Genomic DNA, 23,768 nt, shown 5'->3' on the forward strand with positions numbered 1-23,768 from the left:
TGGCAGCTGCTTGGCCGTTTTTCTCTGGCTGACCGCCTCGGCAACCTGTGCGCATTCTACCGCAGGATTCCCGCAAAATTCCCGGACGCCTGACGAAAAAATCCCAACGTTGAGCCACATGGCCACCTGTTTGTTATAAGCCGTTCGGGCCAGACCGAGCACCTTCCAAGACGCATTCGTTTCATGGTACCCCCGTAGGGTATGGGTCGGCGCTCACGCTACTACAGCATGATGTTGTCAGGCTGTAATCAGGGACGGTGCGGAGTCAATACAACTTAAAATGAAAATCATGAAACAAAGAGTTGGCGCCATAGTTGGAGCTTTAATGCGTTCGGGCTTCCAAACAGTTTCGCTGAAGTCACTACCCCGGGAGTTTGGGTAGATTTGCCCACGGTTCCATCACCCGCCACGCTCCCCTTACTCGGGATCGGTCTTGCGGCGCTCGTTTACACGCGACGACATCGCGCTGAGTTACGACCAACTGACGAGAAAACCGGATCACTGCCCGGGCAGTGCCAGCCCTTTCCCATGAAGGGCGTCACGAATGATCCGCTGCTCGGCAAGTTCGAGCCAATGTCAATCGATCACGCGTCGGGATGGGACATCGCGATCGAATAGCCTGCGGGATCGTCAATCCAGGCTTGCAGCGCTGCTGGTGTCCAACCGCACGCCCGTCCCCCGAGGTTAACGGGCGCTGGGAATTTCCCTTCAGCGATACGACGGTACAAAGTGGCACGGCTCAACGCTGTAATGCGTATCACGTCGGTCATGCGGAAGAATGCTGGAGGCACCTTGGACACGTGACGGGTGTCGCGGTGATCGGTAGGTTGTGTGAGCGGCATGGAAAGTCCTAAGAAAGTGACCATGCCCTCAGATTGACTCAGAAGGTCTTGACTGGAAACCCGCTCAGGCGTGCATGGGCGTATTCCGATTGTGCTTGTGCGGTGTCGCTGTGAATCACTCTCCCCTGGACTTCCTGAATCCCCGATCCCGCGCCATGAACGCTTCGAGCATGTGCGGGATCAGCGTCGCAGCGTTAATCGGCTCGCCATAGGTCTGAGCATGCAGCGCGGCGTAGCGCTCTAAATCGGCCTTGAGCGTGACCGTTAGTGAGACAGTGAGTTTTACCGTCTCGGTTTTCGGCAGCGGCCCCAGCCGCAGCTTGCTGGTGGATATGTTCATTGCGACGCTCCCCTTTGGAAGAACAGCGGCTGGTACGGCCGCAGGATCAGATCCTTGTTCACCATTACCCGCATCGGGAAGCCGGGCCGGATAGTGAGCGTCGGCTGGATGCTCACGTTGCGTTTGGTGATCTCCTGACCGACTTGGTTCACGGTGTCCTGCGCGCTCTGGCGCGTGGCGATGATGACTTTGCCGTCACTGCCGCTGCGATCGGGCGCAGCCAGCTCGGCGCCCACACCCAGCAGTGTGGACAGTGCGGCACCGGCGAGGATGCGATCCCAATGCCAATCGACGCCATCCTCCAGCCCGGCATAGCCCGCCGGGTCAATGCCGGGTAGTCGATCGAGCGAAATGGATGAGGTGTCTGGCAGGATCATCCGCGTCCACACCAGCAATACCCGTCGCTGACCGAATGAAACCTGGCTGTCATAGCGACCGATCAGCCGCGAGCCCTGCGGGATCAGCAAGAAGCGACCCGTGGCCGTGTCATAGACCGCCTCGGTGACGTTGGCGATGACCTGCCCCGGCAAGTCGGAGTTGATGCCCGTCACCAGCGCCGCCGGAATGATGGTGCCCGCCATCACCTGGTAGGGCGAGGTCGGCAATTGCAGGCTGGCAGGATTGCGGGTGGCGGTGTTGCCGCCATTCGCGACGAAGGCCTGTTTCTGATCCTGCCGGTTCTGCGTGGCCGTCGGATCGGCAGGCTGTGCCGATACCGAAACCATCGGATTGAATGGCTGATTGCCGGATACCGGCTCTGGCATAGCAGTGTTTGCTGTTGCAGCCGTCGCCACCTTCGCAGCACCGCTGCCGCGAAAGAACACTCCCGATCTCGCCGCTTCCTCGGCATCGCGAACGCCAGCCATCTGAGTCGGGTTACTGTACGCACCCGTGCCGGAATTGGTATTGCGCTGCGCAGCCACGATGGCCGGACCCAGGTCGCCCGGCAGGGGTTCGCCCAATGCGGGCACTGCCAGCTTTGCCGCGACCGGCACTTTGGAATAGTCCTTCGGCAACTGGTCGAGGCTATCGGCCCGTGAGACGCGATCCACGTTGTACAGCTCGGTGGCCGGGTTGCGTTCGCGCTTGTGTGGCTGCAAGGACCAGAGCGTGGCACCCAGAATGACGATGCCGAGCGCCCCTGAAAGCACCGCCAGCATGCGCCGATTGAGCCGCGTGACTGGGCGCGGCGAAGCACGCAGACTCAAGGTGTCCGGGTCGGCCTTATTCGTCCCGGCTGGTGGAGATTGTGGCGTGGCGGGCGTGCTCATGCTCAATGACTCCGTGCCGTGCTACCCACGCCATCGGTGCGCTCGATGCGCACCACAGCGGCCTTGTCCGTGCCCAGCCGCAGCTCGGCCGCGCCGAATAACCGATCCACCACGTAGTAGGGCGAACGGAAGCGGTAGTTGACGAGCTGGCCATCGCCCTGCGAACCGATCACGAACAGTGGCGGCAGCTCACCCTGCGTGATGCCGGCGGGGAACTGGATATAGACGCGCTCGCCGTCGTCGAAGGCGCGCAGCGGTTTCCACGGTGGGCTGTCGCCGGTGATTGCGTAACGGAACTTGATCTGTTGCAGCGACAAGCCCGAGTCCACCGGCGCTGCCGCCTGAGCCTGCTGCGCCTGCTTCTGCAAGGCCAGCATGCGGTCCTTCGGGTAGTCCCACGATGCAGATGCCATCCACGCCTGCGGCGTCGAGGACAATTCCAGCAGGTAGGTGCGGCGGTTGGTGGTGATGACGAGATTCGTCTTCAGCCCGACGCGCGTGGGCTTCACGAGTATGTTCACGCGCAGATTTGCACCTGCGCCGCTCACCGTGTCGCCGACGATCCAGCGCACTGTATCGCCGGCCGAAACCGTCACCAGCTCCTCGCCCTGCTGCAGGGCGATGACGGTGACGCGCCCCGGACTCGTGTAAAGCTGATACAGCGCGCCATCACTGAAGGGCCAGACCTGGATCGCGTTGATGTAGCCTTCGCGGCTCGGTGCCACCCGTGCTTCGGCATTGGCACGCGCCACGCGAGTTTTCTCGTCAGGTGATTCCGGGGCGGGCTTGTCCTCGGACAGATTTCCAAAGGACTTCAACTGCTCGGGCAAGGGCAGAGGCTTGGGCACCTCAACCACCTCGATGGGCTTGGGTAGCTCCGGTAGCAGCTGTGCCGCAATAGGTTCGTCCAGTGTGATGTCAGGCGGCGGTTTGCCGTGCGTGGCGCAACCGGTGAGGGTTACCAGAGTGGCACTCAGGATCAGCGGCAATAAGGAATGACGGATTTGGGTTTTCATGGTTTTGGGGTTCCTTCTGTTGCGTCGAATTCACGGCTCCAGGACAGGCCGTTGACATAAATGCCCAGCGGGTTCTTGCGCAACCGCTCTTCGGTGCGTGGCGGTTGCAGCACGATGGACAGCACAGCCGTCCAGCGCTCGATGCCCGAGGGCGAACCATTCACATAGGTGCGCTCGATCCAGCGCACCTGGAACGACGACTGGCTGGCGCGTACCACGCTGGTGATCTCCACCGCTGTCGAGTTCTGGCCGATGCGCGCGAACGGATCGTTGGCGCGCGCGTAGTCGTTCAGCGTGGCTGCGCCCTTGTCGGTGGTGTAGTCGTAGGCTTCGAGCCAGTTCTGCCGCACAACGATGGGGTCGATCGACAGCGAGCGCACGTCGGTGAGGAAGCGCGCCAGGTGGTAGGCGATCTGCGCGTCGTTCGGCTTGTACGGCGTGGCTGCTTCAGACACTGCACGCACCTGACCGCCGGTGGCCACTTCGACCACATAAGGGGTGACGATGGACTGCGCCGAGCGCCACACCAGCCCACCCGCCATCAGCAAGGCGAGCGACAGGCAGCCGAAGGCCATCAGCCGCCAGTTCTTCGCCTGCACGCGCGCACTGCCGATGCGCTGGTCCCAGACCTGTGCGGCGGCCTGATAGGGGGTGATGGGCTCGGGTGTGTCCGAGTAGCGCACCTGCGGTCGTTTGAATCGCATGGACTGATCTCCGTTAGACTTGATCTTTAAGGGTTCGAATCGTCGCGCAGGCTCGGGCTGGCGCCGCTGCCACCGTGATCGCCGGAACGCAGGGTGTGCGCCGCCGTGGTGGCTGCATGGCTCACCTGCTGTTTGCGCCGCATTTGTTTGGCCCAGGCGGGCTCTGCCGCAGGGGGCCTGGCTTCGGCTGAATCGGCTGATTCGGTAGAACTGCCTGCCGCAGGCGCAGCAGCTTCCGCGACGAAGTTCGCTACGCGATCCTTGACCGCTTTCGCACCGGCTGCGACGCGCTGGCCGACAGCACCGGCACCGCTCCTGGCCACATTGGCGAGGCCAGCACCTGCAGCACGAACACCACCCGACCCTGAAGCCGCAGCACCCGCCTGGTAGGCAGACTTCGCGCCGCTGGCCATCGCGCTGCTCGCACGCCCAGCCGACGCCGCTCCGCCGATGGCGGCGCGTGTTGCACCCGGCATCATGCGTGCACCCGCCGCCACCGCTGCACCCCCAGTGGCGAGTGCCGCACCACCGGCCACCGCCAAACCCGCCGCACCCAACGCAGTCCCTGCTGCCGCACCGGCGCCGAGCTGCGGTGCACCTGAAACAAGACCCGTCGCAATCCCCGGCCCGAATATTCCGAGTCCCAGCATCGCCAGCGAGGCCAGCATGATGGTCAGCGCCAGGTCGATAGAGGGCTCGGTACCGGGCGGCACCTGGAACTGTGCAAACAGTCCCGTGCCGATGCCGACGATCACCGCCAGCACCAGCACCTTGATGCCCGATGACACCACGTTGCCCAGCACCCGCTCGGCCAGGAACGCGGTCTTGTTCCACAGCGCGAACGGCACCAGTACGAAACCCGCGAGCGTGGTCAGCTTGAATTCGATCAGCGTGACGAAGAGTTGCACCGCGAGCACAAAGAAGCTCACGATCACCACCAGCCAGGCGAGAAACAGCACCGAGATGACATCGAGGTTCGCGAACACCTCGGGGAAACCGGTCAGGTCGCTGATCTGCGCCATGATGGGTTGCGCTGCATCGACGCCGACCTTGGCCAGATGGCCCGGCTGCAGAAATTGTGCCTGGCTCAGCGTGGAACCCGATGCCACCAGCCCGAGTCCGGCAAACGAATTGAACAAGATGCCGGCCAGGTTGTTGAAGTTGCCGATGATGAAGGCGAAGGCGCCGACATAGAGCGTCTTCTTGATCAGCCTGCCGATCACGTCCTCGCCGCCCATCGCCCAGAACAGCCCCGCCAGCGTCATGTCGATCACCACCAGCGTGGCGGTGAGGAACGCCACCTCGCCATGCAGCAGGCCGAAACCCGAGTCGATGTAGTGCGAGAAGACCTCGAGGAAGTGGTCGATGACCGACAGGTCGTTCATGGCTCAGTCTTTCGGTGCGGAAGCGGGTGCAGCCGGTGGCGCGGGCGTGTACGGCGTGCCGCTGCCCATGAAGCGCCGCCGCGTGGCCTCACTCGCCCTGTTGCACAGGGCGTCACCCGCCTTGTCGTGGTCGGCCTTGCACTGCGCGCGGACCTCTTTCAAACGCTCGGGATTCGCCAGCAGCGATTCGACGGACTCGGTGGGTGCCGGCTTGTTGCAGGCGGCGAGTAGCAGGGTGCAGGCGATGGTGGTCAGGAGGGTTTTCATATGGGTTCCTCAGTTGCCGTAGAAGTTGATGGGAGATGGCGTATACGGTGTGCCGGCGCCATGGAATCGGTTGCGTACCTCGGCGGCACGCGCATGCACCGCGACCTGCCGCGCCTGTTCGAGGGCGACGGCGCGGTCTTGCGTGACCTGGAGTTGCTGCGCCTGGATCGCCTGCCGGGCCTGCAAGGCGAGCAACTGGTTCGTTGCCTGGGTGGCCTGCAAGGCGCCCACCGCCGACTGGCTGTTGTTCACGAGGTCGCTCAAGGTCTGCTCGTCAGAGGCGAAATTCTGCACCGACTGCGACTGCACCTTGGCCGCGGTGCGCAGAGCCTCCAGTGAGTTCTGCCAACGCTGGCTGGCGTCGAGCGCCATCTGGTTTGCCGGGGTCGAGGCGGTGTAGGCAGCGGGATAGAGCTGCGCGAACTGGGTCTCCATCTGCGTCAGGTTCAATGACAGCCCCTGCGCCTGCTGCAGCAGCTGGTTCGTCGCGGACAGCGCAGATAGCAGTTGATTGAGCGCGCTGAAGGGGAGACTGGTCAGGTTCTTCGCCTGGTTGGTCAGCATCTGCGCTTCGTTCTGCAGTTGCTGGATCTGGTTGTTGATCTGCTGCAGAGCACGGGCGGCGGTCAGGATGTTCTGCACGAGATTGGTGGGGTCGATCACCACCCATTGCGCCTGTGCAGCGGGCATCACGGTCATGAGAATGGCGGCGGCGATGGCAAGCAGGGTTTTCTTCATGGGAGCTTCTCCTGGGTGGTGAAGGGGAACGACGGATAAGAGGGGATCAGGTCGGCGGCCCAGTTGAGGCCGCGATGGCGCAGCCAGGCGGCCGCGAAGTCAGCAGGCGGAACCGACGCGGAAACGACATCAATGGCGCGCTGGTCCTCAGGTCTAGCCGCACCGGCAAACGCCAGCGTCACCGGCCCGAGTCCCAGATCGAAGACCCGATTGCCGAGCCGCGACTGATAGTAGTAATCGCGCTTGGGCTGGGCCTGCGCCACGATCTCGATCTGCCGCGCATTGATACCGAAGCCTTCGTAGATGACGCGAATCTGCGGCTCGGTCGCCTGCGGATTGGGCAGGAAGATACGGTTCACGCAGCTCTCGATGATGGCTGGTGCAATGCTGGAATCTTTGATGTCCGCCAGCGACTGCGTGGCGAAGATCACCGACACGTTCTTCTTGCGCAAGGTTTTGAGCCACTGGCGGATGCGCGCGGCGAACACCGGGTCGTCGAGGAACAGCCAGGCCTCATCAAGAATCAACAATGTCGGGGCACCATCAAGGCGTTCCTCGAAGCGCGCGAACAGGTAGCGCAATACCGCCAGCGCTGCCGCCTTGTTGTGCATCAGCTCTTCCATCTCGAACGCTTGCACGTCGGCGAAACCGAGCCGGTCATGGTCGGCATCGAGCAGCTTGCCGTGTGCGCCGCCCAGCACATAGGGTTGCAGCGCCTGACGCAGTGCGTTCGATTGCAGTAGTACCGACAGTCCGGTCAGGGTGCGCTGATCAAGCGGCGCGCTGGCGAGACTGTTCAGCGCCGACCATACGGACTCCTTCTCGGTCGGCCCGACAACCACACCTTCGTGAAGCAAAAGGCCTTGGACCCAATCGGCCGCCCACGCCCGGTAACTGTCCTGGTCGATGCGGGCCAGCGGCTGGAAGGCCATGGCACCCTCTGCGCCCAGGTCGTAGTGCTCGCCACCGAGTCCGAGCACGGTGGCGCGAATCGAGCGCCCCATGTCAAACGCGAAGATGCGGGATCCGCCGTAGCGGCGGAATTGCAATGCCAGCGTCGCGAGCAGCACCGATTTGCCCATGCCGATGGGGCCGACCACCAGCGTGTTGCCCACGTCGCCGATGTGTGTCACCAGCCGGAACGGCGTCGCGCCATCGGTGCGCGTCACGATCAGCGGCGGACCATCGAGATGTGCATTGCGCTCCTGCCCGGCCCACACCGCGGAGACCGGCATCATGTGGGCCAGATTCAAGGTCGAGACGATGGGCTGGCGCACGTTGGCGTAGGCGTGGCCAGGAATCGACGACAGCCAGGCATCGACCGCATTCAAGGTCTCGGGGATCGTCACGAAGCCACGGCCCTGGATTGTTCGCTCGATTGCACGGAGTTTTTCGTCTGCAGTGGTCGCATCGGAATCGAGCACCGTCACGGTTGCGGTGACGTAGCCGAACGAAACCTGATCGCTGCCCAACTCCTGGAGAGCCGCGTCGGCATCGGACGCCTTGTTCGACGCATCGGAATCGACCAGCGGACTCTCATGCTGAAAGATGGTCTCGCGCAGCAGCGCCACGATGTTCTTGCGCTTGGCGAACCACTGGCGGCGCAAGCGTCCCAACTCGCGCTCGGACTCGGCCTTGTCAAGGCACAGGAAGCGTGTGCTCCAGCGGTAGGCAAAGCCCAGGCGATTGAGGTCGTCGAGCAGACCCGGCCAGGTCGAGGTCGGGAAGCCACGCACCGACACCACGCGCAGATGTTGCGCGCCAAGCATGGGTGCGAGGCCACCCGTCAATGGCTCATCGGCCAGCAGCGCATCAAGGTGCATCGGCACCTCGGGCACGGCCACCGGATGCCGACGGGTGGATACGCAGCCATGCAGATAGGCCAGGGTCTGACCATCGTCGAGCCAGGCGATCTCCGGCATCACCCCTTCAAGCAAACCGAAGACGCGTTCGGTCTCGGACACGAAGCCCTCCAGCCGCTCGCGCCAATCCACGCCTTCGACCTTGGTGTTCGCGTACAGCAGCTTCGCGGCGCGGGCCGTCGATTCCTCGGGTGGCAGGTACAGCAGCGTCAGGTGATAGGCGCTCTCGAAGTGGCTATCGGCTTCCTCGAAGGCGGCCCGGCGTTCTTCATCGACCAGCCAGGACAGCGGCTCGGGAAACGTGGAGTTTGGATAGTCCGCCGCTTTGCGCCGTTCGGCTTCTACGAACAGCGCCCAGCCCGACCCAAGCCGGCGCAGCGCATTGTTCAAGCGCGCCGATGTGGCGACCAGTTCACCCTGTGTGGCGCTGTCCAGATCCGGCCCGCGAAAGCGTGCCGTACGTTGGAAGGAGCCGTCCTTATTCAACACGACGCCGGGCGCGACCAGTCCTGCCCAGGGTAGCCAGTCGGCCAGCAGGGCGGGGCGCTTGCGGTATTCGGCGAGGTGCATCATGGGATCGTCCTCACACGTCCAGCAGCTGCCGGTGCTTGATGTGCCGAGCGAAGACCGCCATGAACTGTGCATCCAGTCGCGCGCCCCACACGGCCAGCGACTGCCCAACAATCCACAGCGCAATGCCGGGCAGCCAGAGTTGCAGCCCGAGTCCCACGGCGGCGGCCAGCGTGCCATTGGCAATCGCCACGGTGCGCGGTGCGCCACCCAGCAAAATCGGTTCGGTCAGCGAGCGATGCAGCGGAATCTCGAAACCATTCGCGAAGCCAGCTGCATTAGTGGTTGGCGCATTCATGCCAGTACCGCTCCGCCGCTGAAACTGAAGAAGGTCAGGAAGAACGACGATGCAGCAAACGCGATCGACAGGCCGAACACGATCTGCACCAGCTTGCGAAAGCCACCCGAGGTGTCGCCAAACGCCAGCGCAAGGCCGGTCGTGATGATGACGATCACCGCGATGATGCGAGCCACCGGCCCCTGGATGGACTCCAGCACCGATTGCAGCGGCGCTTCCCAGGGCATGTTCGAGCCTGCGGCGTGCGCGGGAATGGCGATGACCAGCAGCAATGCGGCGAGGGCTACGAACTGCAAGGCAGGTTTTACGGAAATACGTGAAGTCGTCATGACGGTTCTCCGGGGGTTGAGGAAAGGGATGGGAAGAAATGCATCAGCTCGCTACTGAGCTGGTAGCCGTGGCTGTCGAAGCCGGTGACACAGGCGATTTCCTGCACGCGGCGTGCATGGCCGCGACCGGCGATGTAGACGATGACGTTGACCGCTTCCGCGATCAGCGCGCGTGGTGGCGTCACCGCGACTTCGAGAATCAGTTGTTCCAGCCGCAGCAGCGCGCCCGCAGCCGAACCGGCGTGGACGGTGGCGATGCCACCTGGATGGCCGGTGCCCCAGGCCTTGAGCAGGTCCAGCGCTTCGGCGCCGCGCACTTCACCGACGACAATGCGGTCCGGTCGCAGCCGTAGCGTTGAGCGCACCAGCTCGGTCATGGTCACGACACCCGCGCGGGTGCGCAGCGGGACGTGGTCACGTGCCGTGCATTGCAGTTCCACCGTATCCTCCAGCACGATCACACGGTCGCCGGTGGCGGCGATCTCGTCGAGCAGGGCATTGGCCAGCGTGGTCTTGCCGGTGCTGGTGCCACCCGCGATCAGAATGTTCTGGCGTTCGCGTACCGCGTTGCGCAGGAATTCAGCCTGAACTTCGGTCAAGACGCCATCGGTCACGTAGGCGTCGAGCCGGATCAGGCCGACCGCACGCTTGCGCATCGCGAAGACCGGTCCTGGCGTCACGGGTGGCAGCGCGCCCTCGAAACGTTCGCCCGTCTCTGGCAACTCGGCGGACAGCAGCGGCTTGCCCGCATGCACCTCGGCACATACATGTGCTGCGACCAGGCGGATGATGCGTTCGCCATCGGCGGGCGTGAGGCGGATACCTAGCGGTTCGCGACCGCTGCCCAGCCGATCCACCCACAGCAAACCGTCCGGGTTCAGCATGACCTCCACCACGTCGGGGTCGTCCAAAGCCCTGGCGATGTCCGGTCCCATGGCCGTGCGAAGCATGCGCACACGACGCTCCAGCGCAAGCGTGGCTGACACGCCCTGATCACGTAGATCATTTGGCTCACGCGGCGCGCTACTCATGGTGTCGCTCCCGGATCGTCGGCTGCAGCACTGCTGTTGGGCTTTTCCTGCTGGCCGAAGAACGGGTTCTGATCAGGCTGGATTTCCTCGACCACATCCTTGACCAGGCTGCGCCCGCGCAGCAGATGCCGGCTGAGCTGTTCGATGAACTGCTCGAAGCGCGCCCGGCCCTGGGCGCGTGCCGCTTCCTGATGCGCTTCCGGCACCGGCGTACTGACAGTGAGGAAGTAGCGTACGTACAACGCCAGCGTCTCGATCAGGATGTTCTGGTCGCGTTCCAGCTTGTCGAGCTGGCGCGACAAGCGATCCAGCCGTTTGGCGATAGCCGCTTCGCGCTGGTCACCGGAATCTGGCGAGAGAAACGAGGCCAGTGCGGCGGCGACGATCGAGGACTTGGACAAGCCCTTCATGGTCGACAGCTCGTCGAGCCGCTTGGCGTGCTCGGGTTCGATGAAGAGGTTCAGGCGAGTGCGGCTCACAGCGCGATCCCGTCGTCAGGGTCCAGCGCAGCCAGCCGCGCCGTACGTTGCAGGCGCGGATCGAGTTGGGTGGGCAAGGGCAGCGGCAGGTCGTCGTCATCGAACAGCCCAAGCTCATTCACCGCGTGCTCGGGCTCTGGCGTGAACATGACTTCGGCCAGTTCCGGCTGCTGCTGATGACCGCCGTCGTCGATGGCCTCACCGTGCGCGGAGAAGATCAGACCTGGAATCGGTGCAGCGGGAATGGCCAATCCGGTCCAGTCGTCGGGCCGTGGCGCCGGACCATCGGCATAGTGACCCAGCACAAGTTGGGGTGGCGCCTGAATGCGCGTCTTGAAATTCGCATCCAGGTAGTAGCGAATCTTCTGGGCCTTGATCGGTGGATGGCCGGACACCATCACCACCTCGTCATCGGGCGGCAACTGCATCACCTCGCCGGGCGTGAGCAGTGGCCGTGCGGTTTCCTGGCGCGACACCATCAGGTGACCGAGCCACGGTGCCAGCCGGTGGCCCGCGTAGTTGCGCTGTGCGCGCAGTTCGGTGGCGGTGCCCAAGGCTTCCGAAATGCGCTTGGCGGTGCGTTCGTCGTTGGTGGCGAACGTAATGCGCACATGGCAGTTGTCGAGGATGGAATGGTTCTGCCCGTAGGCCTTGTCGATCTGGTTGAGCGACTGCGCGATCAGGAAGGCACGCAACCCGTAGCCCGCCATGAAGGCCAGCGCCGACTCGAAGAAGTCGAGCCGTCCCAGTGCAGGAAACTCGTCCAGCATCAGCAGCAGCTTGTGGCGGCGGGCGATGCCGTCGCTGCCGTCGAGCGATTCGGTGAGGCGCCGCCCGATCTGGTTGAGGATCAGCCGGATCAGCGGCTTGGTGCGGCTGATGTCGGACGGCGGCACCACCAGATACAGCGATACCGGATGATCGGCATCGATCAGGTCGGCGATACGCCAGTCGCAGCGCGAAGTCACTTCGGCCACCGTGGGGTCGCGGTACAAGCCCAGGAAACTCATCGCAGTGGACAGCACGCCCGAGCGTTCGTTGTCGCTCTTGTTGAGCACTTCGCGTGCGGCGGAGGCGACTACGGGGTGCGGTGCCTCACCGAGATGGTGCGTCGTCATCATCCGGTGCAGCGTGACCTCGAATGGACAGGCCGGATCGGACAGGAAATTGGCGACGCCGCGCAATGTTTTGTCATCGGCGGCGTAAAGCACATGCAGGATCGCGCCAACCAGCAAGGCATGAGAGGTCTTCTCCCAATGGTTGCGCCGCTCCAGCGCGCCTTCGGGGTCGACCAGGATGTCGGCGATGTTCTGTACGTCGCGTACTTCATGCATGCCACGTCGCACTTCGAGCAGCGGGTTGTAGGCAGCCGAGCGCGCATCGGTCGGGTTGAACAGCAGGCAGTGCGAGAAGCGCGAGCGCCATCCAGCGGTCAAGTTCCAGTTCTCGCCCTTGATGTCGTGGATGACGGCGGAGCCGGGCCAGGAGAGCAGGGTGGGGATGACCAGACCGACACCCTTGCCGGAGCGGGTCGGCGCGAAGGCCATCACATGTTCGGGGCCTTCGTGGCGCAGGTAGTCTCCGTCCTTGCGGCCGAGGAACACGCCAGACGAGCCAGTCAGCCCGGAACGTCGGATTTCAGCGGGTAGTGCCCAGCGTGCCGAACCGTAGGTCGTGACCAGCCTGGACTGCCGTGCACGCCACACCGACATGGCGATGGCCACCCCAGCACCGGCGAAGCCGCTGCATGCTGCGATGGCACCGCCGCGCAGGAAAATGTCGGGCGCATAGGCATCGAAGAAGTACCACCATTCGAACAGCTTCCACGGGTGATAGACGGGCATGCCGAGCAGGTCGAACCACGGCGTGCCGAGTCGCATCTGGTATCCCAGTGCAGCCGCCGTCCACTGGGTGGCACTCCATATCCCCAGTAATACGATGGTAAACACCATCATGATCTGGCCAGTCAGCACGCCGGTCGGCACCATGCCACTCCCCCCTCCTGTGGATTACTCGATCCAGTCCCTCGACGTGCCGTCAGTGCGGCACCCGCTAATCAGGATCGGCCTGTTGTCAAGGTTCGGGCGGCGCCGATCCAGCACCGCTTTTGACATCACAAGTTTGAGAGCACCGTGCGCAGGAGAAAACCTGCTCCGGCGTAAGTCAGCCAAGAGGGGAGTGCAACGATGATTGTTGCTGTCACGTTCAGTGCCGCTCGTCTGACGGCTCGAACGGACGACTTGCAACCAAGCGCGGCTATAAGGCGGGACTTCGCCTTTGACGCGGCCTTTGATTGAGATTTCGCCCGGGCCGTGCGCCAGCGGCTGTGGTTTCCCATTCGATTGTTAAATTGGCAAGGTAAGTGAATGGCGTGACGATCATGTGCGTAATTGTTTGTCGCTGCATGACCAAAACGTACCTTAAACTAAAGTTGTATTGACAGATTTTAGTTTTGTGAAACGGTCCGGTTCACGGGGCTTGGCAGAGTGTTCTAGAGAAATCTGAAATCGAGAAATATTAGGTTTCGCGTTTATGGTTCAGTATCCATCGATGATGGCGGTCAGGTTAATGCTGCGCATTCGGCCCATTGAAGAAGTGCAAATGCGAGTGAACAAAAGACAACCAAGTCCAACGTACACGTCCATGTTTTTGAGTCATATACTCCCTCTAGCCTTACCCTGTGTGTGGGAAACTGAGTTTTATTAGAATCGAATGAATCAAACAAAGAGGAAGAACCCGATTTGCTATCAGACAAAGTGAAAGGGCCTGATTTGCTGCCAGAAATAAATTCGACTTCAAGGCTATGAATAATTTTATTGCACGCATCGCGTAAGTAGGTGTTTTGTGTTGGTGGTGTTGCTTCAATAAATAACGGTTTCCCCTCTGATTCGTTAGGTAGCGACTTTAGAAAAGCCGTAACTACTTCATTTTTGCGGTGAATATCATAGAAGGATCGCATCTTGACTGCGATACTTAGCGCCGATCCGAAGACCCGAGCTTGATGTCCTTTAGTATATTCAAGTGCAAGTGGATCAAGCCTAGTCCGACTGAGAACATAGTCAGTGTGTATATGAAAGTCAGTTAAGGTTGCCTCGAAGAGCGAGAAAATGTCTTCTCTTAACCCGGGTAGCTCGGATGCCATTCCCATGATGTTGATTCCCAAATTAGGTAGTAATGATTGATGAAAATGTGTACTCCATGATCTCGCATCACAAATGATGCCCCTCAATAGGTTGAGCCCTTGGTTTGCTTCCCAATTGCATGGGCAATGCATTTGGATGAATCTGGACATTCCAGTACATTCCAACACATAAGAATTATCAGTACCACTCAAGTGAGACGAATGGCCGTCGCCTATAGGGTTGAAATCCAGATTCGGGACCATGTGACGTTATGGCGTCATGATTTTTGTCGTTCTTTCCAACAAGACTAATGGCGAATAAGTATGCTGAATAACGCTGCCCAGCCTGCGGACACCGCCAATAGGTACGACCATGTCTAACCCATTCTTTGACCACCCGATCCTCAACTCCCCCTACGAATCCCCGGCGCGGCATTGGGAGCTTGATGATGATGGGCAGCCCACACAGAAGACACTCGAAACCCGCCGCCCCGCCAAGTTCATCACGCCGATCCCAAAGCCCAAGAAGCGAAAGGGCGCTGCCAAGCAGGAAGGATTCGTTTTCGACGATGGCGCAGGTCTGTCAACGAAAGAGCAGCAATACGACCCCACTTCGATCATCAATGAAGTACGCGGGTATGTAGATACCTGGCGTTCCCTGCCCAATTCCAATCAGTGGCAGGTCACACCAGAGACAGCCCGCCTCTTGCAGCACTGGCGCCACCACAAGTTCAACGATATTCGGCCGTTCTTCTGCCAGGTCGAAGCAGTAGAAACCGCGATATGGCTCACCGAGGTCGCGCCCCAGTCCAAGCACGGCAAGCGTGTTCTCGACCATCTCGATGCTGCAAATAAGGACGCCAATCCCGAGCTGATGCGCCTGGCGCTGAAACTCGCGACCGGCGCTGGCAAGACCACGGTCATGGCCATGATCATCGCCTGGCAGACCATCAATGCGGTGCGCCATCCTGCGAGCAAGAATTTCACGCGCGGCTTTCTGATCTGCGCGCCTGGCCTGACGATCAAGGACCGCCTGCGCGTCCTGCAACCCAACGACCCCAACAGCTACTACAAAGACCGCGAACTGCTACCCGGCGACATGCTCGACGACATGAGCCGGGCCAAGATCGTTATCACCAACTATCACGCCTTCAAGATGCGCGAGCGCATCGAGCTTTCCAAAGGCGGACGCCAGCTGCTTCAGGGCCGCACGGGCGAGGAGCCGAAGACGCTTGAAACCGAGGGCCAGATGCTTCAGCGCGTCATGCCTGACTTGATGGGCATGAAGAACATCCTCGTCATCAACGATGAGGCCCATCACTGCTACCGGGAAAAGCCGAAAGACGCTGACGAAGAGGCGCTGAAAGGCGACGAGAAGAAGGAAGCAGAGAAGAACAACGAGGCGGCGCGTCTGTGGATTACTGGTCTCGAAGCCGTGAACCGCAAGCTGGGTGTTGCCCGTGTCATGGACCTGTCGGCCACCCCATTCTTCCTCAGTGGTTCAGGCTACGCCGAAGGCACACTGTTCCCATGGACGATGAGCGACTTTTCGCTGATGGATGCCATCGAGTGCGGCATCGTCAAACTGCCGCGTGTCCCTGTGGCACAGAATCTTACATCGCCTGGCGAAATGCCCATGTTCCGAGACCTTTGGGAAAACCTCAAGGAGGCTAAACCCAGACTGCCAAGGGGAGGGCGTGCCGTAGCAGGTGAACTCGATCCGCTTAATTTGCCGACTCTTTTGCAAACTGCGCTGCAAGCACTATATGGCCACTACGAAAAGACCTTCAATCTCTGGAATGAGAAGGGCATCAAGGTGCCGCCCTGCTTCATCATCGTCTGCCAGAATACCGCCATCTCCAAGCTGGTTTACGACTTCATCTCCGGCTTCCAGCGCAAGAACGATGACGGCACCACCACGCTGGAGAACGGTCGCCTTGCATTGTTCCGCAATTTTGACGATACGACCGGCAATCCTATGCCGCGTCCCAATACACTCCTCATCGACAGCGAGCAGCTCGAAGCGGGCGATGCGCTCGACGACAACTTCCGCGGCATGGCAGCGGACGAAATCGAACGCTTTCGCCGCGAGATTGTGGAGCGCGCACGTGATGCTCGTGCGGGGGACAACATCACGGATCAGGAACTGCTCCGCGAGGTAATGAACACCGTCGGCAAGCATGGTCAGCTTGGCGGTTCCATTCGCTGCGTCGTCTCGGTGTCGATGCTCACCGAGGGCTGGGACGCCAATACCGTCACCCACGTCCTCGGCCTGCGCGCCTTCGGTACCCAGCTTCTGTGCGAGCAGGTGATCGGTCGGGCGCTACGCCGCCAGTCTTACGAGTTGAACGATGAAGGTCTGTTCAACGTCGAATATGCCGACGTTTTCGGCATCCCCTTCGACTTCACCGCCAAGCCGGTCATTGCACCACCCCAGCCGCCGCGGGAAACGGTGCAGGTCAAGGCCATGCGCCCGGAGCGTGACGCCCTCGAAATCCAGTTTCCCCGCGTGGAAGGCTATCGCGTGGAGTTGCCGGAGGAACGGCTTGATGCCAAATTCAGCGCTGAATCTATTCTGGAACTCAACCAAAGTCTGGTTGGGCCAACCATTACAGTCAATGCCGGATTGATTGGTAAGCCAGAAGACTTTAACGTTAAGCATCTGGGCGATGTCCGTCCCTCCACAGTGCTGTTCAATCTGACGCAACGGTTGCTCTACACCAAATGGCGCGACCCCGGCGAGCCTCCAAAGCTCCACCTCTTCGGCCAGCTTAAGCGCATCACCAAGCAGTGGCTCGATACCTGCCTTGTATGCAAAGGTGAAACCTATCCCGCGCTGCTCATGTACCAGGCACTGGCCGACATGGCGTGCAACAAGATCACCACTGCGATTACTGCAAAGTTCCTCGACGAGCGACCGATCAAGGCGCTGCTCGACGCTTACAACCCCACCGGCTCAACCAAACACGTCCGCTTCAACACGTCGAAGACCGACCGCTGGCAAACCAGTTCCAACTCTTGCCACATCAACTGGGTCGTTCTCGACAGCGACTGGGAAGGTGAATTCTGCCGGGTCGCGGAATCGCACCCCAAAGTACGTGCCTATGTGAAAAACCACGGCCTCGGTCTGGAAGTGCCGTATCGCTTCGGCTCCGAGATGCGCAGGTATCTACCTGACTTCGTCGTTCTGGTGGATGACGGCCATGGCCCCGACGACCTGTTGCATATCGTCGTCGAGATTAAGGGCTACCGGGGAGAAGATGCAGTGGAGAAGAAATCCACCATGGACACCTACTGGGTGCCCGGCGTGAACCATCTTGGCACCTATGGCCGCTGGGCGTTTGCCGAGTTCACCGAGGTGTATCAGATCGAGGCCGACTTCAAGGCCAAGGTCGAAAACGAGTTCAATAAAATGATCGAGTCCGCCGCAACGCAACCGGCGACAGGAAAGAAGTAATCATGGCCAAGAAACCCCCCACTCTAAAATCCGTCGAATCCATCACGCACGACGAGGCCAAGCGCAAGAACATTCCTTCGGCCGAGCAGCAGTCTTTCATACAGAAAGAGCAAGAGACACCGAAGCAGATTCGCTACCCGCGCAACACCGACCTCGACCCACAGCTTGTCTGGCGCGGCAAGGATGAGCAGGACTGGAGCGACCTCGTTGTACACGCCCCACCTCTATACATCCAAGAGAAGGTGCACCCCAAGGCGCTGATTGATGATCTGTTGCGTGCCACCAAGGAGCGCGAGCATGAAACGGGGCAGATCACAGCCGACCTGTTCGCCGATTTCAACGGCATCCCCAAGGGCGTGGACAAGACTGAGTTCTACCAGCACGACCAGAACTGGACCAACCGCATGATCCTCGGCGATTCGCTCCAGGTCATGGCCAGCCTGGCCGAGCGCGAGGGTCTGCGCGGCAAGGTGCAGTGCATTTACTTTGATCCGCCCTACGGCATCAAATTCAACAGCAACTTCCAGTGGAGCACCACCAGCCGCGACGTGAAGGACGGCAAGGCCGACCACATCACCCGCGAACCGGAGCAGGTCAAAGCGTTCCGGGATACCTGGCGCGACGGTATTCACAGCTACCTTACCTACTTACGTGACCGCCTCACCGTTGCCCGCGATTTGCTCACTGATTCCGGCTCGATCTTCGTGCAGATCGGCGATGAAAATGTCCACCGTGTTCGGGCGGTGATGGATGAGGTGTTCGGAGAGAATAATTTCTCTGGGATGATCCCGTTCTTCAAAACCAGTTCGCAGAGCACAACTGCTATCGCATCGGTTGTCGACTACGTGGTCGTGTATGCGAAGTCGATCGAGCATCAGAAGTTGCGTCGGGTTTTCCGCTTGAAACAACCGGGCGAGGTGGGTGCGAAGACATATACCAAGTTGATCTCTGCGGACTTCTCAGAGGTCCGCCCAATGACGGACGACGAAATCGCAAACCCCTCATCGATACCGCAGGGGTGGAAAATCTGCACTCTCGGGCCAATCTCATCTGCGGGCGCACAGTCAAACAGAGGCGCACCCTATCCTTTCAGAGGTGAATCAATTCCGTGTCCCTCTGGACGCCATTGGAGCTACGATCCTTCCCCGAATGGCGACATGGATCGCCTTGGCCGAATCGGGAGACTTAGGCGATCCGGTAAGAGCCTCGCAACCGTGCTCCTCGCAGAGGACAACCCTGTTACTCCAATCGACAACGTCTGGCTCGATACCGGAACAGGATCATTCACTGAGGATCAGATTTACGTTGTCCAAACGGGTCAAAAGGTAGTCCAGCGATGCCTTTTGATGGCCACCGACCCCGGCGACCTCGTCCTCGATCCGACCTGTGGCTCCGGCACAACCGCCACAGTCGCCGAGCAATGGGGCCGCCGCTGGATCACCATCGATACTTCGCGCGTGGCATTGGCGCTGGCCCGTGCCCGCATCATGGGCGCGCGCTATCCGTTTTACCTGCTGGCGGACTCCCGCGAAGGCCAGCTCAAGGAATCAGAAGTCACTCGCGCCGCGCCGAGTTCACAACCTGTGCAGGGGGACATACGCCACGGCTTCGTCTATGAGCGCGTACCGCACATCACGCTCAAGTCCATCGCCAACAACGCCGAGGTCGATGTCATCTGGGAGCAGTGGCAGGCGAAGCTGGAGCCGTTGCGCGAGAAGCTGAACGCCGCGCTCAAGAAGACTTGGCGGGAGTGGGGGATTCCGCGGGAGGCCGATGCCCAGTGGCCGGACGCGGTGAAGAAGCTGCACGCCGACTGGTGGCAGGCGCGCATCGCCCGGCAGCAGGAGATCGACAAATCCATCGCCGCCAAGGCCGAGTTTGAATACCTTTACGACAAGCCCTACGAAAACAAGAAGTGCGTCCGCGTGGCTGGCCCCTTCACCGTCGAGAGCCTCAGCCCTCACCGTATGCTCGGTGTGGATGAGAACGACGAGCTGATCGACACTCTCAAGCAAGACCGCGCCGACTACGTCGCCAAACAGTCATTCCCGCAGATGATTCTGGAGAACCTAAAGACTGCCGGGGTGCAGCAGGCGCACAAGGAAGACAGGATCACCTTCACCGCACTCACCCCGTGGCCAGGGGAGGGGTCGGTCTGTGCAGAAGGGCGTTATATGGAAGGCGATACCGAAAAACGTGCCGGAATCTTCATCGGCCCTGAGTTTGGCACCGTGCTGCGTAGCGATCTGGTTGAAGCTGCCCGTGAGTGTGGTGATGCCGGTTTCGATGTGTTGATTGCCTGTGCCTTCAATTACGAGGCTCATGCCACCGAGTTCAGCAAGCTGGGCCGCATTCCCGTGCTCAAGGCGCGCATGAATGCCGACCTGCACATGGCCGCTGATCTCAAGAATACCGGCAAGGGCAACCTCTTCGTCATCTTCGGCGAGCCGGATATTACCTTGCTGCCGCAAGACGACGGCAAGCTATGCGTGAAGGTGAACGGCGTGGATGTCTTCAAACCCCAAACCGGCGAAGTCATCAGCGACGGGGCGGATGGGATTGCTTGCTGGTTCATCGACACCGACTACAACGAGGAAAGTTTCTTCGTCCGCCACGCCTATTTCCTCGGTGCCAACGACCCCTACAGCGCGCTGAAAACCACGCTGAAGGCGGAGATCGATCAGGAAGCGTGGGCAACCTTGAACAGCGATACCTCGCGCCCATTCGAGAAGCCCAAGTCCGGGCGGATTGCGGTGAAGGTCATCAATCATCTCGGGGATGAGGTGATGAAGGTATTTAGGGTGGCATGATCCTATGGCACTTGACCTGAGCAAGCTGGCACGGAGCCACGATTTCGATCTGGCGACCGAAGCATTAGGAACAATTCAGTGCGGATCGCTGTCGCTCAAAATCTTTGCCGACGTTGAGAAATGTGTAAAAAAGCCTGGCAGCGATGCTGCTGATATCGCCAGGCAGATACTGGGCATGGTTGGCAGAAAGGCCATTCTTGGTGCAGACGACGCCGAACCACAGGCAATTGACCTGACGGAGGAGGACATTCGGCAGGTCAGCGATCTTGAGATCGAACGGTTCGCTCAGGAGTTTGTTACTCACAACGAGTGGCTAAAGCATTACTACGATGACGAGTCACGAAAGACCAGCACGAATGAGAAGGGCGAACAGATTACTTCTTACGTGCCGAAAGTTGCAGATATCCTCAAAGACGAAAACGAGACTGCTAGTCAATACTTGATCCGTGTACTTGATCGTTACTTTGACGGGCAAAGTGCACGCATGAAAAATCTGCTGGGCTCCGGAGTTTCGGCTTCAAGCAGGCTGCTGGAAGAGTACAAGAAGCTTGTGGAGCCGCTATCAACCCGTTTCAGCAAAGGCATATTCAACGATTCGGCTCTTGAGTCAATGCGGCGGAATCTCAGTATGTCCGACCAGCTTCAAGACACGATCAAGGCATTCAAGCAGAGCACGCTTGATCACGACATTGCACGGGCTTCAATCGAGCCTGATCTGCTGCAGATTCGTCCGCTATCGATCCCCGACAATCCGCTCATCGAAACAAATCGGCGGTTGGGGGCAGTGCTGGATCAAATGCAGGAAATGCGCCCATTGGTGGCGCAGTCTGCCGAACTTATCCGCAACATGAACGATACGGCTTTGAAGATGCAAGCCAGCTTCATGATCAATGCGCGTTCTGCTCAAAGGTATGCGCTGGTCGCTATCGTAATCGCGACTCTTGGCCTTGTGGCTTCGTCGATCTTTTCTTGGCTAAGTTATATTGATGGAAAACAGCAGTCCGAAAAAAACAATACACAGACTAAGCTCTTCGAGACGCAGATTCGGAATCTTATTTCCGCTCAGGATAAGGATCGCGCCGTGCTTGTGGACGCAATGAAAGAAGCTCGGCAATCGACCGATGTGCCCAAGAGGGAAGCAGGGAAGGCGAAGTGATGAACTTCCTCATCGCCGACACCTTCACCGATAGCCTCGCTCGACTGACTGGTGAGGAGCAGAAGGCCGTCAAGACGACAGCATTCGACCTGCAGCTGAACCCGGCTAACCCGGGAATGAGTTTCCACAAACTGGACAAGGCGAAAGACCCGCATTTTTGGTCAGTTCGGGTCAGCAGCGACATCCGACTCATCGTACACAAGAACGATGCGAGCCTGCTGCTCTGCTACGTGGATCACCACGACAAGGCGTATGACTGGGCGGAACGCCGCAAGCTGGAAACCCACCCGAAAACGGGCGCGGCCCAGCTGGTCGAGATACGTGAGACCGTCAAGGAAATTGTGGTCCCGGTTTATGTGCAGGCGGAGCTAACGCTGGCGCCAGAGCCTGCGCCCGCTTTGAAACCACTTTTCACCGGCAGGTCCGATGATGAACTGCTCGGCTACGGTGTCCCCGCTGAATGGCTGGACGATGTCAAAAACGCAACTGAGGATACGCTGCTGATCCTGTGCGACCACCTGCCTGCCGAGGCGGCTGAGGCGCTGCTGGAATTGGCAACGGGTGGCAAGCCCCGCATTCCCCAACCTGCGGTGGCAGCGGAGAGCCCCTTCGATCACCCCGATGCCCAGCGCCGCTTCCGCGTGATGACCAATGTGGATGAATTGCAGCGCGCGCTCGATTTCCCATGGGAAAAGTGGACCGTTTTCCTGCATCCCGAACAACGGCAATGGGTGGAGCGCGACTACAGCGGGCCTGCGCGCGTATCCGGCTCGGCCGGTACCGGCAAGACAATTGTCGCTTTGCACCGTGCAGCGCATCTGGCTCGCACCCATCCAGACGCCCGTGTTCTCCTGACGACCTTTTCCGACACGCTGGCGAGTTCGCTGCATACCAAACTGAAGCGCTTGTTGGGCAATGAGCCGCGCCTGGCGGAGCGCATAGATGTTCATTCACTTAACGCTATCGGTCTTCGGCTCTACAAGGCGCACATCGGGCCGACAACGATCGCCAGCCGCGAGATTGTCCGTGAGTTGCTGAATGAAGCTGCCAATGCCGTGGGTGGCCACAAATTTGGTCTGCATTTCATCCTGACGGAATGGGAGCAGATCGTCGATGCATGGCAATTGGATAGCTGGGAGGGATACCGCGATGTTGCGCGCCTTGGCCGTAAGACAAGGCTACCCGAAGCGCAGCGCGTGGTGTTGTGGTCTATCTTCGAGCGCGTTCGGGCAGGGTTGCGTGATCGCAAGCTGATCACGCACGCGGAGCTTTTTACCGCCCTGGCGGCCGCGATTTCAGCGAACAAGAATGTGGTATTCGACTTTGCCGTCGTCGATGAAGCGCAGGACATCAGCGTGGCTCACCTCAGATTCTTTGCTGCATTGGGCGGCGGTCGACCCAACGCACTCTTCTTTGCCGGCGACCTTGGGCAGCGCATCTTCCAGCAGCCCTTTTCATGGAAAGCCCTTGGCGTAGACATCCGGGGCCGTTCGCGCACCTTGCGCGTCAATTACCGTACCTCCCACCAAATCCGCTCGCAGGCAGATCGGCTGCTCGGCCCGGTAGTCACCGACGTGGATGACAACAGCGAAATCCGCAGCGACACCGTTTCGGTATTCAATGGCCCACCACCGGTAATTCGTACCTTCAAGGATGAGGGCGAGGAAATCAATGCTGTCGGCCACTGGATTTTGGAACAGGCCAAGGCGGGTGTACTACCGCATGAGTTTGGCGTGTTCGTCCGCTCCGAAGCGCAACTGGAACGGGCGCAGGCAGCAGTGGCGGCAGCTGGTGTGCCATTCAAGGTACTGGATGAACACGTCGAGACGCTCAGCGGTCATGTCTCAATCTGCACCATGCACCTCGCCAAGGGGCTGGAATTCCGTGCTGTGGCCGTGATGGCCTGCGACGACGAAGTCATTCCCTTGCAGGAGCGCGTCGAGACGGTCGGCGACGATGCCGATCTGCAAGAGGTTTACGACACTGAACGTCACCTGCTCTATGTCGCCTGCACGCGAGCGAGGGATCATTTGCTGGTAACGGGTGTCGAGCCAGCATCGGAGTTTCTTGATGACATGCGGGTTGAATAGTA

At 60.3% G+C, this 23,768-nt stretch carries 20 protein-coding genes; 5 read left to right on the plus strand and 15 right to left on the minus strand.

Annotation, left to right across the window (positions count from 1 at the left end; all coding sequences use genetic code 11):
* Positions 1–384 precede the first annotated feature (384 nt).
* Positions 385–618 carry a PEP-CTERM sorting domain-containing protein gene (locus tag B059_RS21750; RefSeq protein ID WP_157273580.1) on the plus strand — a complete coding sequence of 78 codons (234 nt, stop codon included), beginning with the start codon at positions 385–387 and terminating at the stop codon, positions 616–618.
* On the opposite strand, the gene B059_RS20195 is transcribed toward B059_RS21750, so the two are convergent.
* From B059_RS20195 to B059_RS21190, 15 genes are all read right to left on the minus strand, one after another.
* Entirely contained in the window at positions 585–842 is a 258-nt protein-coding gene (locus B059_RS20195) for a helix-turn-helix transcriptional regulator (protein WP_081601572.1), read from the minus strand. The genes B059_RS21750 and B059_RS20195 overlap by 34 nt on opposite strands.
* 115 nt (positions 843–957) lie before the next feature.
* A complete protein-coding gene (locus tag B059_RS0102140) occupies positions 958–1,182 on the minus strand; it encodes a DUF2274 domain-containing protein (protein ID WP_018076593.1) in 225 nt (74 codons plus the stop codon).
* On the minus strand, positions 1,179–2,453 hold the full coding sequence (locus B059_RS0102145) for a TraB/TrbI/VirB10 family type IV secretion system protein (protein ID WP_026177248.1): 1,275 nt from the start codon (positions 2,451–2,453) through the stop codon (positions 1,179–1,181). The genes B059_RS0102140 and B059_RS0102145 overlap by 4 nt, the downstream gene beginning before the upstream one ends.
* Before the next feature lie 2 nt (positions 2,454–2,455).
* Positions 2,456–3,469 (minus strand): P-type conjugative transfer protein TrbG, encoded by a 1,014-nt coding sequence (gene trbG / locus B059_RS0102150; protein WP_018076595.1) that lies wholly within the window; start codon positions 3,467–3,469, stop codon positions 2,456–2,458.
* Entirely contained in the window at positions 3,466–4,173 is a 708-nt protein-coding gene (gene trbF / locus B059_RS0102155; protein ID WP_018076596.1) for a conjugal transfer protein TrbF, read from the minus strand. Before trbF ends, trbG begins: the two co-directional genes overlap by 4 nt.
* Positions 4,174–4,199: 26 nt before the next feature.
* Complete coding sequence (trbL, locus tag B059_RS0102160) at positions 4,200–5,558, minus strand: P-type conjugative transfer protein TrbL (protein ID WP_018076597.1); 1,359 nt, start codon at positions 5,556–5,558, stop codon at positions 4,200–4,202.
* Between the two features lie 3 nt (positions 5,559–5,561).
* Positions 5,562–5,825: an EexN family lipoprotein gene (locus tag B059_RS0102165; protein ID WP_018076598.1), complete on the minus strand. Its 264-nt coding sequence runs from the start codon at positions 5,823–5,825 to the stop codon at positions 5,562–5,564.
* Positions 5,826–5,834: 9 nt separating this feature from the next.
* Complete coding sequence (gene trbJ / locus B059_RS0102170; protein WP_018076599.1) at positions 5,835–6,563, minus strand: P-type conjugative transfer protein TrbJ; 729 nt, start codon at positions 6,561–6,563, stop codon at positions 5,835–5,837.
* On the minus strand, positions 6,560–8,998 hold the full coding sequence (trbE, locus tag B059_RS0102175; RefSeq protein WP_018076600.1) for a conjugal transfer protein TrbE: 2,439 nt from the start codon (positions 8,996–8,998) through the stop codon (positions 6,560–6,562). Before trbE ends, trbJ begins: the two co-directional genes overlap by 4 nt.
* Before the next feature lie 10 nt (positions 8,999–9,008).
* Positions 9,009–9,293 (minus strand): VirB3 family type IV secretion system protein, encoded by a 285-nt coding sequence (locus B059_RS0102180; protein ID WP_018076601.1) that lies wholly within the window; start codon positions 9,291–9,293, stop codon positions 9,009–9,011.
* Complete coding sequence (locus B059_RS0102185; protein ID WP_018076602.1) at positions 9,290–9,622, minus strand: TrbC/VirB2 family type IV secretion system protein; 333 nt, start codon at positions 9,620–9,622, stop codon at positions 9,290–9,292. The genes B059_RS0102180 and B059_RS0102185 overlap by 4 nt, the downstream gene beginning before the upstream one ends.
* Positions 9,619–10,653: a P-type conjugative transfer ATPase TrbB gene (gene trbB, locus B059_RS0102190; RefSeq protein ID WP_026177250.1), complete on the minus strand. Its 1,035-nt coding sequence runs from the start codon at positions 10,651–10,653 to the stop codon at positions 9,619–9,621. The genes B059_RS0102185 and trbB overlap by 4 nt, the downstream gene beginning before the upstream one ends.
* On the minus strand, positions 10,650–11,132 hold the full coding sequence (locus tag B059_RS0102195) for a hypothetical protein (RefSeq protein ID WP_018076604.1): 483 nt from the start codon (positions 11,130–11,132) through the stop codon (positions 10,650–10,652). Before B059_RS0102195 ends, trbB begins: the two co-directional genes overlap by 4 nt.
* Positions 11,129–13,120, minus strand: coding sequence for a conjugal transfer protein TraG (locus tag B059_RS0102200; protein ID WP_018076605.1), 1,992 nt, complete (start codon positions 13,118–13,120; stop codon positions 11,129–11,131). Before B059_RS0102200 ends, B059_RS0102195 begins: the two co-directional genes overlap by 4 nt.
* 572 nt (positions 13,121–13,692) lie before the next feature.
* The gene (locus B059_RS21190; RefSeq protein WP_211206870.1) at positions 13,693–14,280 is read right to left on the minus strand and encodes a hypothetical protein; all 588 of its coding nucleotides are present in this window, start codon (positions 14,278–14,280) and stop codon (positions 13,693–13,695) included.
* A gap of 346 nt (positions 14,281–14,626) precedes the next feature.
* Between B059_RS21190 and B059_RS0102205 the strand changes: the two genes are divergently transcribed.
* The 4 genes from B059_RS0102205 to B059_RS0102220 are packed head-to-tail and all read left to right on the plus strand — an operon-like array spanning position 14,627 to position 23,766.
* On the plus strand, positions 14,627–17,710 hold the full coding sequence (locus tag B059_RS0102205; RefSeq protein ID WP_018076606.1) for a BPTD_3080 family restriction endonuclease: 3,084 nt from the start codon (positions 14,627–14,629) through the stop codon (positions 17,708–17,710).
* 2 nt (positions 17,711–17,712) lie between these two features.
* Entirely contained in the window at positions 17,713–20,520 is a 2,808-nt protein-coding gene (locus tag B059_RS0102210; protein ID WP_018076607.1) for a site-specific DNA-methyltransferase, read from the plus strand.
* A 4-nt stretch (positions 20,521–20,524) separates the two neighbouring features.
* Positions 20,525–21,676 (plus strand): hypothetical protein, encoded by a 1,152-nt coding sequence (locus B059_RS0102215; protein ID WP_018076608.1) that lies wholly within the window; start codon positions 20,525–20,527, stop codon positions 21,674–21,676.
* Positions 21,676–23,766 carry a 3'-5' exonuclease gene (locus B059_RS0102220; RefSeq protein ID WP_018076609.1) on the plus strand — a complete coding sequence of 697 codons (2,091 nt, stop codon included), beginning with the start codon at positions 21,676–21,678 and terminating at the stop codon, positions 23,764–23,766. Before B059_RS0102215 ends, B059_RS0102220 begins: the two co-directional genes overlap by 1 nt.
* Positions 23,767–23,768 lie beyond the last annotated feature (2 nt).

The organism is Thiobacillus denitrificans DSM 12475, assembly GCF_000376425.1.
GTDB classification, from domain to species: Bacteria; Pseudomonadota; Gammaproteobacteria; order Burkholderiales; family Thiobacillaceae; genus Thiobacillus; species Thiobacillus denitrificans.